Source organism: Enterococcus sp. NBRC 3427 (assembly GCF_007996925.1).
Lineage (GTDB): Bacteria > Bacillota > Bacilli > Lactobacillales > Enterococcaceae > Enterococcus_B > Enterococcus_B lactis.
In genome coordinates this window covers 1-15,692 of record NZ_BJLL01000028.1, presented here as the reverse complement: position 1 = coordinate 15,692, position 15,692 = coordinate 1, and the positions used below count along the sequence as shown (strand labels likewise).

The following is a 15,692-nucleotide window of genomic DNA, read 5'->3' as shown; positions in this document are numbered from 1 at the left end:
AACGCTCCCAAAAAGGAGGTGCATATAAAATTGAAACCTACTATTTATGACATTGCGAACAAAGCCAATGTCTCCAAATCAACTGTCTCCAGAGTATTAAATAACCAGCCAAATATCTCTGATAAAGCAAAAGCAAGTGTACTTCAAGCAATCAAAGAATTGAATTATGAACCGAGCAAAATTGCAAGAGGACTGTCAGGAAATGGTTTTGACGCGATTCTAGCATTATCTCATCGTACTTCTCATACGACCTATGGCAATCCTTTTTTTTCAGATGTTATTCAATCCATTTCTGCCGTTTCTGAACAAAATAACTTCGACTTGATTCTACAAACGGCAAAAACACCAGAAGAAGAGCTAGAAAAATGCGCGAAAAAGATCCAAGAAAAAATGATTCGAGGAATTATTATTTTAAGCTCTACGATGGATGAAACACTTCTTTTTGAATTGGATCAATACAATATTCCTATTGTGGTAATCGGAAAAGTCGGAAACGACTACACGAACATCTACTCAGTGGACACGGATAATTTCCAGGATAGTTACGATTTGGTGGAAACACTGATCAAGAATGGACACCGTCATATCGGCTGTCTCCATGCTCCGACAGAAGTTTATGTATCCAATGATCGTCTCAATGGTTACCGTCAATGCTTATTTGATCATCACCTAGATATCCGTAATGAATGGATCATAGACGGCGGCTTTCGCTTAGAAGACAGCATGGCAGCAATGAATGATTTAATGAAGTTGCGAGAAAGACCAACTGCGATTTTTTCTACCGATGCATTAAAATCATTGAGTATTTACAAAGTGGCAGAACAAACTGGAAAGCAGATACCTGATGATCTTTCGATCGCAGGATTCAGTGATCCCTTATTGTCCTCCCTATTTTCGCCACAGCTGACTCGGATAGACATTCCAACAAATCAGTTAGGAATCAAAGCCACAGAACTTTTATTCCAATTGATCCATCACCAATACCCAGAAGAAAAAAGAATCATTCTTTCAACCGAGATTACTCTCACAGATTCGATCCAACAACAAGAAATGTAGGGCAGATTTATAAAAGAACAGAAACACTGAGGATAAGTCAGTTACTCTGTTCTTTTTTCAATCACTCATCCTCCATTACCCCCTCCCGGTATTTTAGCGGATTTTTCTTTATTTTCCATCTGTTTTAGATAGCTGTGGATAACTATAATGTTTGTGTTAAACTATTTTTTCCACAGGCAAGAAAAAGTTGTCTTTTCAGCCACGTTGTGTATAAGTTTTTAAAGTTCATTTTTTCAAACTTATTTACCCTTATTTCAATCCATGTTATTTGGGGATACTTATCTCTAAAACATAAATAGAATAACTAGACATGTCTACTGGTTTTGTTGTATTCGAGGAACTATTCACTAATAGCTAGCAAAATATTAAAAATAACCGCTCTATCTTCCCATGAATTTATTTTGCATTCAAAAAATGATCTATCTTTATTTTTATTGATTGACTTCTCTGGGAAGATGATCGTTCCGATACCTTAATGGGATACGAACCGATGTTGTAAGATCCTTTCCCACTTTTCTTCTAGTTAGACAAATTATTTTAGACAAACAAAAAAAGAGGTTGTGACAATAATTTGTCACAACCTCTTTTGTAAAATATCTATTTTGTTTGATTGTTCATTGCGTCTTCTGCAGCCATTTGTGCTTCAATATCTGAAATACTGTAGACATTTTCGCTTGCTACACCGACTTCTTTTGGTTCCATGTCACGGTAACGTTGCATACCAGTACCAGCTGGGATGATCTTACCGATAATAACATTTTCTTTCAAACCAAGAAGAGGATCTTTCTTACCGCGGATCGCAGCATCCGTCAAGACACGAGTTGTTTCTTGGAATGATGCAGCAGATAAGAAACTATTTGTTTCTAATGATGCTTTTGTGATACCTAGCAAGACAGGTCGAGAAGTTGCAGGAACGCCTCCTGAGACTAGCGTATTGTAATTTTGATCTTTAAAGTCTGCGATGTCTAATAATGTACCTGGTAAGATATCTGTATCACCTGGATCCATTACACGAACTTTACGCAGCATTTGACGAACCATTACTTCGATATGCTTGTCGCCGATTTCTACCCCTTGCATACGGTAAACACGTTGTACTTCACGAAGCAAGTAGTTTTCAACAGATAATACATCGCGAACTTGCAACAATTGTTTTGGATCGATTGATCCTTCTGTCAATGGCGCACCACGGTGGATCATATCGCCTTCTGCTACTTTCATACGTGCTGTATAAGGAACAGTATACGTACGTGTATCTGTTTTTCCTTTGATTGTTACTTCTTTGGTACGTGTTGCAGGATCTTCTGAGATATCGATGACATCCCCTGTTACTTCTGTGATCACTGCTTGCCCTTTCGGATTACGTGCTTCAAAGATTTCTTGGACACGAGGAAGACCTTGAGTGATATCGTCTCCGGCAACCCCACCCGTATGGAATGTACGCATCGTCAACTGAGTACCAGGTTCACCGATTGATTGAGCGGCGATCGTACCAACTGCTTCTCCGACTTCAACGTCAGAGCCAGTTGCAAGGTTGCGTCCGTAACAATGTTTGCAGACACCATGTTTTGTATTACATGTGAAGACAGAACGGATTGTCACTGTTTCGACACCTGCATCAACGATTTGTTTTGCGATGTCTTCGGAAATCAATTGGTTTCCTGCAATGATCAATTCATTTGTTTCAGGATGACGTACTTCTTTACGAGTGTAACGTCCCACTAAACGATCTTCTAATGATTCGATGATTTCATTTCCTTCACGGATTGCTTGGATTTCAAGACCTCGGTCAGTACCGCAATCTTCTTCACGGATGATTACATCTTGGGCCACGTCAACCAGACGACGAGTCAAGTAACCTGAATCGGCAGTCTTCAAGGCTGTATCGGTCATCCCTTTACGAGCCCCGTGAGTTGAGATAAACATTTCCAAGACGGATAGTCCTTCACGGAAGTTCGAAATGATTGGCAATTCCATGATTCGACCATTAGGAGCGGCCATCAAACCACGCATTCCGGCAAGCTGTGTAAAGTTGGAAATGTTCCCACGAGCTCCAGAATCAGACATCATGAAGATTGGGTTTTTCGCTTCCAAACCTTCCATCAGTTTTTGTTGGATGCTGTCTTTTGCAGCGTTCCAAACAGCAATGACACGTTCATAACGTTCGTCATCTGTAATCAGACCACGACGGAATTGTTTTGTAATAGTTTCAACTTGTTTATGGGCATTTTCAATGATTTCTTGTTTTTCATTCAGTACACTGATGTCAGCGATCCCTACTGTGATACCGGCATGTGTTGAATGTTTATACCCTAAGTCTTTCATACGGTCAAGCATCTTAGAAGTTTCTGTTACTTTGAATCGTTTGAAGACTTCTGCGATGATGTTTCCTAAGTTTTTCTTCTTGAACGGTAATACTAATTCTTGCTCTTTGATATGTGCAGGAATATCAGTACCAGCTTCAACAAAGTATTTGTCCGGTGTTTGGACGGTCAAGTTGAAGTCTGTTGGTTCATTCAGATAAGGGAATTCAGGAGGCATGATCTCGTTGAAGATGATCTTACCAACTGTTGTGATCATCGTACGTTCTTTTTGCCATTCAGTAAATGGTTTTTCACCTAATGAGTTAGGGTTCACACCGATACGTGAATGTAAATGAACATATCCGTTGCGCCATGCGATAACGGCTTCGTTTTGATCTCTGAAGACCATTCCTTCGCCTTCGCGTCCTTCTTCTTCCATTGTCAAGTAGTAGTTACCTAGAACCATATCTTGAGAAGGAGTAACAACTGGTTTACCATCTTTAGGGTTCAAGATGTTTTGAGCAGCTAACATCAACATACGTGCTTCTGCTTGTGCTTCTTCATTCAATGGAACGTGGACAGCCATTTGGTCTCCATCGAAATCGGCATTATAAGCTTCACATACAAGTGGATGCAAACGGATTGCGCGTCCTTGTACTAAAACTGGTTCGAATGCTTGGATACCAAGTCGGTGAAGCGTAGGTGCCCGGTTCAGCAATACTGGGTGTTCCTTGATTACGTCTTCTAAGACATCCCATACTTCGTCTTCTTGACGTTCGATTTTACGTTTAGCGTTTTTGATGTTTGAAGCTAGTTCGCGTTGAACAAGCTCACGCATCACGAATGGTTTGAATAATTCGATAGCCATTTCTTTTGGAAGTCCACATTGGTACATCTTCAAGAAAGGTCCAACAACGATAACGGAACGACCGGAGTAGTCGACACGTTTACCTAGCAAGTTTTGACGGAAACGACCTTGTTTCCCTTTCAACATATGAGAAAGAGATTTCAATGGGCGGTTACCTGGTCCAGTAACTGGACGTCCGCGACGACCGTTATCGATCAATGCATCTACTGCTTCTTGCAGCATACGTTTTTCATTTTGAACGATGATTCCAGGTGCATTCAAGTCTAACAAACGTTTCAAACGGTTATTACGGTTGATTACACGACGGTAAAGATCATTCAAGTCACTTGTTGCAAAACGTCCACCTTCTAATTGAACCATTGGGCGTAAATCTGGTGGAATAACAGGGATAACGTCCATAACCATCCAGCTTGGTTGATTTCCTGAAGCGCGGAATGCTTCTAAAATATCCAAACGGCGGATTGCACGTGTACGTTTTTGTCCTTGTGCAGATTTCAATTCTTCTTTCAATTCGGCTGCTTCTGCATCTAGATCAACATTATCAAGTAATTGCTTGATCGCTTCTGCACCCATAGCAGCTTGGAATTCTTGTCCATATTGTTCACGTTTTTCGCGATATTCGCGTTCTGTCAACAATTGTTTTTTCTCTAAATTCGTATTTCCTGGTTCGATGACTACATATGAAGCAAAATAAATGATTTCTTCCAAAGCGCGTGGGCTCATGTCTAATACAAGACCCATACGTGAAGGAATCCCTTTAAAGTACCAGATATGTGAAACAGGAGCTGCTAATTCAATATGTCCCATGCGTTCACGGCGAACTTTCGAACGAGTAACTTCCACTCCGCATCGATCACAAACGATTCCTTTATAACGGATACGTTTGTATTTTCCGCAGGCACATTCCCAGTCTTTTGTAGGACCAAAAATCCGCTCACAGAACAACCCTTCGCGTTCAGGTTTTAAGGTACGATAGTTAATCGTCTCAGGTTTTTTTACTTCACCGTAAGACCAGCTTCTGATTTTTTCGGGAGAAGCCAAACCTATTTGCATACTTTCGAATTTATTTACATCGATCAAAAGGGGTTCCCTCCATTTCATTTAATGGCAAACCGCAAGACGGCTGATCTTCGACCGCCTTGCAGCTCATAGACCGGATTAGTCTAAATTATCTTCTGCGGTTTCAAAGTTTTGGATGACATCGTCTTTTTCATCTTCCACTTGTTCAGCAGCTTTCTTTTCTAATTCTTTGGCAGTTTGCTGTTCGGCAAATTTTGTCAAAGCATCAACAGTGATCAAATCGTCGTCTTCATCGTCCATGTCGCGAAGTTCGATCTCTGTTTCTTCGATATCCAAGACACGCATGTCCAGACCTAGTGATTGCAATTCTTTCACCAATACGCGGAATGATTCCGGTACACCTGGTTTTGGAATTGGTTCACCCTTGACGATTGCTTCGTATGTTTTCACACGTCCGACTACGTCATCTGATTTGTATGTCAAGATTTCTTGTAAAGTATAAGCCGCACCGTAAGCTTCCAGTGCCCATACTTCCATTTCACCAAAACGTTGTCCACCAAATTGAGCTTTACCTCCCAATGGTTGTTGTGTAACCAATGAGTAAGGTCCGATTGAACGTGCATGCAATTTGTCATCGACCATGTGAGCAAGTTTGATCATGTACATCACACCGACAGACACACGTCCATCAAATGGTTCACCTGTACGTCCGTCGTACAGAACAGTTTTCGCATCGCTGGCCATACCGGCTTCACGAACTGTTTCCCATACGTCTTCATCACTTGCACCATCAAATACTGGCGTTGCTACGTGGATACCTAACTGACGTGCAGCCATACCCAAGTGTAATTCCAATACTTGCCCGATGTTCATACGTGAAGGCACCCCTAAAGGATTCAGCATGATATCGATTGGTGTTCCATCAGGTAGGAATGGCATATCTTCTTCCGGCATAATACGGGATACAACCCCTTTATTTCCGTGACGACCGGCCATTTTATCCCCTTCATGGATTTTACGTTTTTGAACGATATAAACACGAACTAACATGTTTACGCCTGGTGACAATTCATCTCCAGCTTCACGAGTAAAGATTTTCACATCGTGAACGATACCGCCGCCGCCATGTGGTACACGTAATGATGTATCGCGGACTTCACGAGCTTTTTCGCCAAAGATCGCATGCAATAGACGTTCTTCTGCAGATAATTCTGTTACCCCTTTTGGCGTGACTTTCCCTACAAGCAAATCGCCATCTTGGACTTCTGCACCAATACGGATGATACCCATTTCGTCTAAATCTTTTAATGCGTCTTCCCCGACATTAGGGATTTCGCGTGTGATTTCTTCAGGTCCTAATTTTGTATCGCGGGCTTCTGATTCATATTCTTCAATATGGATAGAAGTGTATACGTCATCTTTTACCAAACGACGGCTCATGATGATCGCATCTTCATAGTTGTACCCTTCCCAAGTCATGAAACCAACTAAAACGTTTTGGCCTAGAGCCATTTCGCCTTGTTCCATAGATGGTCCGTCTGCCAGAGTATCCCCTTTTTCGACTTTCTCACCCAAATGAACGATTGGACGTTGGTTGTAGCTTGTTCCGGAGTTTGAACGACGGAATTTTGTTACATCGTATTTATCTAATGCACCGTTGTCGCGGCGTACGCGGATTTCAGAAGCATCAACGTATTCAACGACACCGTCATGTTTACATAACAAAGCAGCTCCTGAGTCATGCGCTGATTTGTATTCCATACCAGTACCAACCCATGGTGCTTGAGGATTGATCAACGGCACTGCTTGACGCTGCATGTTGGCACCCATCAAGGCACGGTTGGAGTCATCGTTTTCCAAGAAAGGAATACATGCTGTCGCAACGGCAACTACTTGTTTAGGTGATACGTCCATGTAGTCTACTTTATCAATAGATACTTCTAAGTTTTCACTTTGAGCACGAGCCATAACAACGTCTTGAGCAAATGTTCCATCTTCATTCAATGGGCTGTTTGCTTGGGCTACGATGTAATGGTCTTCGATATCAGCTGTCAAGTAGTCGATTTGGTCAGTAACACGACCTGTTTCACGGTCTACACGACGATAAGGTGTTTCGATAAATCCGAATTTATTTACTTTCGCATAACTGGACAAACTATTGATCAACCCGATGTTTGGGCCTTCAGGAGTTTCGATCGGACACATACGGCCATAGTGGGAGTAGTGAACGTCACGAACTTCATAACCGGCGCGGTCACGAGTCAATCCGCCAGGTCCTAAGGCTGAAAGACGACGTTTGTGTGTCAATTCGCCAAGAGGGTTTGTTTGATCCATGAACTGTGACAACTGAGAAGAACCAAAGAATTCTTTGATACTTGCCACAACTGGACGGATATTGATCAATTGTTGAGGTGTCAATGTTTCAGTATCTTGGATCGACATTCTTTCACGAACCACACGTTCCATACGTGCTAGCCCGATACGGAATTGGTTTTGTAAAAGTTCACCGACTGAACGGATACGACGATTTCCTAAGTGGTCGATATCATCGACATTGCCGATACCTTCCATCAAGTTCAAGAAATAGCTCATTGAAGCAATGATGTCGGCTGGACGAACCGTTTTTACAGCTGCTTCTGGATAGCCGTTTCCGATCACGTTTACTTCACGTTCAGGGTCTCTTGGTGAAAATACTTTGATGACTTGGACAGTCATTGGATCTGTGACCACACCGTCTTCTGATGGATAGTAAGTCACTGAATTTAGGCCATTATCAATGAAAGGAGCTAGTGTTTCCATGACTTGGTGAGTCAGAACTGTTCCTTTTTCAACGATGATCTCGCCTGTTTCTGGATCAACTAATGTTTCAGCTAATGTCAGATTCAATAGACGTGTTTTCAAATCTAATTTTTTGTTTACTTTGTAACGACCAACGTTTGCTAAGTCGTAACGTTTTGGATCGAAGAAACGAGCATTCAGCAAGTTACGTGAGCTGTCTGCTGTTTTTGGTTCGCCTGGACGCAAACGTTCGTAAACGTCTTTCAAACCTTCTTCTGTTCTTGAGTCGCTTGCGTTTTTATGCAAGTCTTTTTCGACTGTATTGCGTAATGTTTCGCTGTCGCCGAAGATTTCAAAGATCGTATCATCGGAACCAAATCCTAACGCACGAACTAATACGGTTAAAGGAATCTTACGTGTACGGTCGATACGTACATAAGAGATGTCTTTTGCATCAGTTTCCATTTCTAGCCAAGCTCCACGGTTAGGGATAACAGTAGAACCGAATCCTTCTTTTCCGTTTTTGTCGACTTTTCCATGGAAATAGACACCTGGTGAACGGACTAACTGAGAAACGATTACTCGCTCTGCCCCGTTGATGATGAATGTTCCTTGTTCTGTCATTAATGGGAAATCACCGAAGAATACTTCTTGTGCTTTGATTTCGCCAGTCTCGCGGTTTGTCAAACGCAATGTTACATGTAATGGTGCAGAGTAGTTTGCATCATGCGCACGAGCTTCTGCTACTGTATACTTTGGTTCTTTCAATTCATAATCTACAAATTCCAAAGATAGATTGCCATTGAAGTCATCGATTGGCAAAATGTCTTCAAACATTTCTCTAAGTCCCTCATCTAAGAACCATTGGTAAGAGTCTGTTTGAATTTCGATCAAATTTGGTAATTCCAACACTTCACTGATTCTTGCGAAACTTCTACGTTCGCGATGTTTTCCGTATTTTACTACGTGTCCAGCCAAGCTCTTCACCCCTCTAAAATGTCATTCAAAAAGACTACCCGATCAATTGTTACAATAATATTTCAAATATTATTTTTAGGTAACAACAGACATTTTTTGCGGCTTTTAGGCAAAAAAAAACCAAAAATAGAACATTCTCTTGAAACCTTACTTCGTGAGCTTCTACTTTTGTTTCCTTATATTAAAGCCGAAACGGACAATATTTCGTTTCTGCCTTTTCTTCATCAGATAGTTTTTGCAACTTCATATACTACACTTATTTTCTATAAAAGTCAACACTTCCTGGCGTTTCTTCTGCTTTTTCGCAACATTTTCTTAATGTTTTCAATTTTATGTTTTCAATTATCTGACAATTCTTAATTGACAGACCTTTTTATCTCGGTTATACTTTAGAAAATTCATTTTGTGGAGGAACTTCTATGCGAACCAACATCAACCAAATCGCACCAACACAACTGAATAACTTTTACTTTAGCTACTTTAGATAGGTTTGTATTCATCATGATGGATACAAACGTTAAACGACAGTTTGTATCTATGATGGCTAAAGAACTTTGTATTGCAGCAAAAAGCCACGTAGACAAAATGCTAAGTGGCTGAGCAGTGAAAATACAAAGTAAAAGTATCAAGCATTCTACTTTTTCAATTTATTTTCCGACTTTTCAATCCATTTGGACATTTTGTCTGAATGGATTTTTTGTTTCCCAAAATTAAGGAGGAAAAAGAAATGAAAAAAAATATAATCATCGGATTAGGCGCTGCCCTGCTACTAGCTTTAGGAGGTTGCGCACAAAAAGACAATTCCGCAGAGGCATCAGATGGACAAAAAACAATTGGCGTATTGCAACTTGTACAACATAACTCGTTAGATGCTGCCTATAAAGGATTCAAAGAAGGATTAGCAGAAGAAGGGTATAAAGAAGGCGATAATCTAACAATCGATTATCAAAATGCCCAAAACAATCAAGACAACCTGAAAAGTATGAGTGAGAAACTCGTCAAAGAAGATCCTGATTTGCTACTTGGAATCGCCACTCCAGCAGCACAATCTTTATTAAATGAAACAACCACTATCCCGATGACTGTCACAGCGGTCACAGACTTGGAACAAGCCCATTTAGTCACATCCAATGAAAAACCTGGCGGCAATGTGACTGGCACGACAGATATGGTGCCAATCGAAAAACAAATCGGCTTACTGTTAAATATCGTGCCAGACGCCAAAACAATCGGCATCATGTATAACAACGGTGAAGCAAACTCTAAGATCCAAGCTGATTTGGCAGAAAAAGAATTGAAAAAAGCGGGCGTCAAAGTCAAAGTACTGACAGCAAATTCCACAAATGATGTCCAACAAGTGACGAAAAGTCTAGCTAAAGATGTAGATGGAATCTATATTCCTACTGATAACACGTTCGCAAGTGCGGCAAGTGTTGTCGGTGAAGTCGCAAAAGAAACAAAAACACCTGTCGTTGCTGGCGCAGTTGATCAAGTCAAAGACGGCGGTCTAGCAACAGTAGGAATCGACTACGAAAGCTTGGGCAAACAAACAGGGATCATGGCAGCAAAAATCTTAGACGGCAAGAATCCAAGTGAACTTCCTGTCGAAACAGCGAATGATTTGGAACTGTATGTCAATAAAGACATGGCCAAAGCATTAGGCATCAATCCAGACAGCATCAAAGAAGCTGAATAAAACACAGGAGGATTCTCATGACAAATTTGCTCTCTCTTTTCTTATCATCTGCATCGCAAGGGGTCTTATGGGCCCTACTTGCGATTGGTGTATACGTCACTTTCCGTATCTTGGACATTGCCGACTTGACTGCTGAAGGAAGCTTTCCTTTAGGTGCAGGGATCGCGGCAGTAAGTATTACAAATGGCTATCATCCATTGACAGCTTGTCTTCTAGGCTTTTTAGGGGGTGCGGCAGCAGGGCTTGTTTCCGGACTGCTTCACACAAAATTGAAAATTCCCGCCCTTCTTGCAGGGATCATCACCATGACTGGTTTATATTCTGTCACATCCCGTGTGATGGGTGCGCCGAACATCTCTTTATTGGGTCAGCCAACGATCTTTCATTGGGTCGAGTCATTCGGCATAACAAAAGACAACGCTGTACTGATCGTCGGTCTGCTTTTTGCTTTGATCGTTGTATGTTTACTTGTTTTGTTCTTACGTACAGAAACAGGACTTGCTATTCGTGCAACTGGCGATAATCTGGCAATGAGCGAAGCAAACGGGATCAACACAGATAATATGAAGATCATCGGTTATATGATTTCTAATGGATGCATTGCTCTTTCTGGCTCCTTGCTTGCGCAAAACAACGGCTTTGCTGATTTAAATTCTGGTATTGGAACGATCGTAATTGGACTTGCTTCTATTATCATCGCAGAAGTTTTGTTACGTAACCAGCCACTATTTCTCCGTCTCTTGACTGTCGTTTTAGGTGCGGTCATTTATCGTTTTATTTTAGCGTTAGTCTTCGAACTGAATGTTGAACCAAGTGATTCGAAACTTGCTTCTGCTTTCGTGCTAGTGATCTGTCTTTTTTTCCCGCAGATCCAGCAAAAATTCCATTTACCTCAAAAAAAGAAAGGCGGTAGTGTCAAATGAATGACGTCTTAACATTGGAAAATCTCCATCATACCTTTGAAAAAGGAACGATCAACGAAAATCATGTCCTGAAAGGCATTAATCTTTCCTTAGATCCCGGCGACTTCGTGACGATCATCGGTGGAAATGGGGCTGGTAAATCTACTTTGCTGAACAGCATCGCCGGTACATTTTCTGTCGATCAGGGTCAAATTTTATTGAATGGAAAAAATATCACGAAAAAATCTGTTGTCGAACGTTCGAAATCCATCAGTCGCGTATTCCAAGATCCTAAACTAGGGACAGCCGTTCGTTTAACGGTAGAAGAAAATCTTGCTCTTGCTATGAAACGAGGAAAAAAACGCGGCTTCTTCCGTGGTGTCAAACCACAAGACCGAACATTTTTCAAAGACCAGCTGGTTCGGCTAAATTTGGGGTTGGAAAATCGTTTATCCTCAGAAATCGGTTTGCTGTCTGGAGGACAACGTCAAGCTATTACGTTATTGATGGCCACATTACAGCGTCCAGAACTGATCTTATTAGATGAACACACTGCAGCGCTTGACCCTGCTACTTCCAAAACGGTGATGGAATTGACAGAAAAGCTGATCACTGAGCAGAATCTCACTGCTTTTATGGTCACTCATGACATGGAAGACGCGATCCGCTATGGGAGTCGACTGATCATGCTGCATCAAGGAAGGATCGTCGTAGATATCCAGCAAGAGGAAAAACAGCAGCTCACAGTGCCCCAATTATTAGCGTTGTTCAAACAAAACAGCGGCACGGCATTAAAAGACGATCAAGTACTTTTATCTTCATAATCAGAAAGAGGATGGGACAAAAAATGAACGCCCACCCTCTTCTTTTTTCTCTTTCCTTCTTTCGTTTTTGCTTTATGTATCAACCGTTGTTTCTTCGAAAACTATTTTGTTCTCTCCTTCTTCCTGATAGAATGGATGGGAAAGGAGCTTGATGCCATGACAACGAAAGACAAGGTACTTCAATTATTGAAAAAGACACCAGATTTTCTTTCCGGAGAAAAGTTGGCACAGCAACTGGAAGTTTCCCGGACAAGTATTTGGAAAGCCATCAAAGAATTGGAAAAGGCAGGCTATCGTTTTGAGCACGGGCCTACAGGGTATCGTTACCTGCCCTCTGACGTACTAGATGCAAAAGAAATCCAGCAAGAGCTACGGTCGTTTATTCCTGATTTGAAAGTACAAACGATGTTGACTTCTGAATCTACGATGAAAGATGCCAAACTGGCAGCAGCTCAAGGAGATTCTGTTTCGAAGTTATTTGTTGCTGATACACAAGAACAAGCTCGTGGACGTTTTGGACGGCCTTTTTTCGCTGAACCTGGACGAGGAATCTACATGAGTCTCTTGCTCCATCCAGACAAACGGTTTGATGAATTGCCTCAATATACGATCATCGCAGCCAGTGCCTGTGTGAAAGCCATTGAATCTGTAACCGGTCGTTCTGCTTCGATCAAATGGGTCAATGATATCTACATGGATGGAAAAAAAGTCTGTGGGATTTTATCTGAAGCAGTCAGTGATATGGAAAGCGGCAGGATCAGTCATATCATCATTGGGATCGGGCTTAATTTTTCTGTTCCTCAAAATCATTTTCCAGCTGATCTCCAAGAAAAAGCCATCTCTGTCTTTCCCGACGGACAAGCTAGTGTCACAAGGAATCAGCTAATCAGCAAAATCTGGCAAGAATTGTTCACTTATCTTTCTCACCCAGAAAAAGCGTTGGACTTCTATAAAGAAAAATCATTCGTATTGGGAAAAACCGTGTCGTTCAATCAAAAAGGAACGACTTATGTCGGTCTTGCAAAAGAAATCGGTGATCATGGCGAACTGATCGTCCAAACAAATGAACAGAAGATGAGTTTGTCTTCTGGCGAAATCAGTCTCACATCTATCCGTACGCAATAATTATCAGATTTCACAAAAGGACACCTGATCTCATACAGTGTCCTTTTTTCTGAATTCTCTTCAAAAGACTCTCCTTATTCTATCAGCTGACAGTTTCTCTATCCTCTAGAAAAAGGTATTCTAAAAATATCTATAAAGCATGGTACACTTTCTTTAAATGAATCAATGCAAAAAACAAGAGAGTCATCAGTTTACACGATCAAAAGAGATAGCAGGCCGCTTCCTTTTTCAATCTTATAGATAGACCATGGGTAACGATAAAAACAAAAAAGAACTTGCGACTTATTTTGCCGTAAGTTCTTTTTTAGCTAGTGCCTTAATCTCTTAATCCCAACAAACGTCTCGCATAGATCACCTGACCAGAGTGCATAGCAGCATCATCAATAATAGAAACGAGACGCATTCCTCGTGTGACTGGTGGTGTCCAGTTCTCGTCAATTACTTCATCTAGCTCGGAAGGTTCCAGCCTTCTTAAGTAAGAAATAGCAAAATCAGCAGCTCCTCGCAAGTATCCTAGCAGATCTTCTATTTGATTAGCTTGGATCTGCTTTGCTTGTTCCAGACTATGCTTCCAATCTTGTTCGTTATCTGCTATCGTCATCGGAAACCGGCTTTCCCAGTCTTGACTATGCCAAATTGGAGAAGTTCCTGCTAAATCAGCAATCTGGAAATCTAATTCTCGAGCGGTATGCCAAGCCAGCCAAGTCATTGATTTGATCTGCGGGGCTCTATCTTCCACTGGAAAACGATTGGCCTCCTCAATAGAGACGCCTTCAAACAAACGTTCAAACCGATCGTATGCCCGATCCACACTCTCGCATAGCATATCTAAATAATCCATTTATTTTCCTCCTTTTTATTTATCCTACTTACTTTTTCCTAATTCTAGGATACCTACTTATATGTTACTACACACCCTTATTTTTTACACTTTAACAGTCACCATCATCAATAGTTTGGAGATTGAAAGAAAAAGATAGTGTCGAACTATCAATTGAACAAGAAGCAACAATATGAACGTTTCATTAATATTCTTTAAATAAACAATGATTTTTCAAACGAACAGTTTAAGACTAGGAGAAAAAGAGTATAATAGGAAAATGTTTGAAAGGAAAGGAAGGGGAAAAATGAAAAAAAGGGCAAGTTTACTAGTCCTAGTTGCTTTGTTGTTCAATATCTTTTCGTATGGTGTGGCCGTTTCAGCGGAAACATACATTCCTAAAGACCCTGGGAATATTTATAATGATCTAACTGGTAACTATGGCTTGTTAGGAATTGCTAGTCAATTCCACGTATTTGCTAAAAATAAGACAACTGTGAATGCACATACAGACGGAAATATAGCAACACATGAACTTGATGCAAAAAATAATTTTGGTACAGAGCTTCATGAAGGTTTATTGAACCAAGAAATAAATTATATACAAAAAACTGATTCTTTCGCTAATTCTTCAGGCATACCTACAGGTAGCACAAGAATGAATAAATTTGTCGTTGGCAGTAACGTGGATGTAGCACTTCAAGATGGTCATCCTACAGTCAATGGATCCAGGCTTGATCACTTAACTCCAGATGATTTTTATAAAGATCGTGCTGGGCATGAATATATTGATTTCGAGCAGGAATTTGCTAAATTGAATGTAGCAGCAAATGATCTTGCAACGATCACTCCAGCTAAAACATATACTGCTGCAGATTTTCCAGACATGAACAATCGGACAATCGATTTAACTGATTTATCAGATACCGGGTTTTTATTGGTAAATATCGATGCAGAAGTGTTAACGATGAATACGCCACTTCAAATCATTAATCCAAATGATCAAGTAGTTGTATTTAATGTCATCAACAGTTCTTCTGCATTGAACGTACAGTCACCAATCAAATACAATGATCGTTCAAATCATGAAACAGAAGATTTTTCGGATGCGAATATCTCTTGGAATTTTGGAAATGAGATGACTGATTTGACAATCAGTGCTCCTTTTCAAGGAACAATCCTTGCGCCTAATGCTACTATCCGCATTACTTAAAACCAAGACGGAACGATTATAGGAACAAATGTGATTTTAGATGCAGCTACCAATCGTTGGGATCCTAACGAAATATTTATCAGCGACAATGGTACAGATACGACAGACA

General features: G+C 40.8%; 8 protein-coding genes and 1 pseudogene. 6 read left to right on the top strand and 3 right to left on the bottom strand.

What is annotated here, in order from left to right:
- Positions 1 to 30 precede the first annotated feature (30 nt).
- Positions 31 to 1,056: a LacI family DNA-binding transcriptional regulator gene (locus ESP02_RS07695; RefSeq protein WP_002300082.1), complete on the top strand. Its 1,026-nt coding sequence runs from the start codon at positions 31 to 33 to the stop codon at positions 1,054 to 1,056.
- Between the two features lie 597 nt (positions 1,057 to 1,653).
- Here ESP02_RS07695 and rpoC read toward each other — a convergent pair.
- Positions 1,654 to 5,307: a DNA-directed RNA polymerase subunit beta' gene (gene rpoC, locus ESP02_RS07690; RefSeq protein ID WP_002295965.1), complete on the bottom strand. Its 3,654-nt coding sequence runs from the start codon at positions 5,305 to 5,307 to the stop codon at positions 1,654 to 1,656.
- Between the two features lie 78 nt (positions 5,308 to 5,385).
- Positions 5,386 to 9,003 carry a DNA-directed RNA polymerase subunit beta gene (gene rpoB, locus ESP02_RS07685; protein WP_002295964.1) on the bottom strand — a complete coding sequence of 1,206 codons (3,618 nt, stop codon included), beginning with the start codon at positions 9,001 to 9,003 and terminating at the stop codon, positions 5,386 to 5,388.
- 727 nt (positions 9,004 to 9,730) lie between these two features.
- On the opposite strand from rpoB, the gene ESP02_RS07675 reads away from it, so the two are divergent.
- From ESP02_RS07675 to ESP02_RS07655, 4 genes are all read left to right on the top strand, one after another.
- Complete coding sequence (locus ESP02_RS07675) at positions 9,731 to 10,699, top strand: ABC transporter substrate-binding protein (RefSeq protein ID WP_002289394.1); 969 nt, start codon at positions 9,731 to 9,733, stop codon at positions 10,697 to 10,699.
- Between the two features lie 17 nt (positions 10,700 to 10,716).
- Positions 10,717 to 11,622, top strand: coding sequence for an ABC transporter permease (locus ESP02_RS07670; protein ID WP_002373857.1), 906 nt, complete (start codon positions 10,717 to 10,719; stop codon positions 11,620 to 11,622).
- A complete protein-coding gene (locus tag ESP02_RS07665; protein ID WP_002289388.1) occupies positions 11,619 to 12,425 on the top strand; it encodes an ABC transporter ATP-binding protein in 807 nt (268 codons plus the stop codon). Before ESP02_RS07670 ends, ESP02_RS07665 begins: the two co-directional genes overlap by 4 nt.
- A gap of 156 nt (positions 12,426 to 12,581) precedes the next feature.
- A complete protein-coding gene (locus tag ESP02_RS07655; protein WP_002297289.1) occupies positions 12,582 to 13,550 on the top strand; it encodes a biotin--[acetyl-CoA-carboxylase] ligase in 969 nt (322 codons plus the stop codon).
- A 316-nt stretch (positions 13,551 to 13,866) separates the two neighbouring features.
- Here ESP02_RS07655 and ESP02_RS07650 read toward each other — a convergent pair whose 3' ends face one another.
- Complete coding sequence (locus ESP02_RS07650; RefSeq protein ID WP_002289384.1) at positions 13,867 to 14,391, bottom strand: DinB family protein; 525 nt, start codon at positions 14,389 to 14,391, stop codon at positions 13,867 to 13,869.
- Positions 14,392 to 14,677: 286 nt separating this feature from the next.
- Between ESP02_RS07650 and scm the strand changes: the two are divergent.
- Positions 14,678 to 15,692 (top strand): annotated as a pseudogene (gene scm, locus ESP02_RS07645) (collagen-binding MSCRAMM adhesin Scm); the annotation flags it as partial.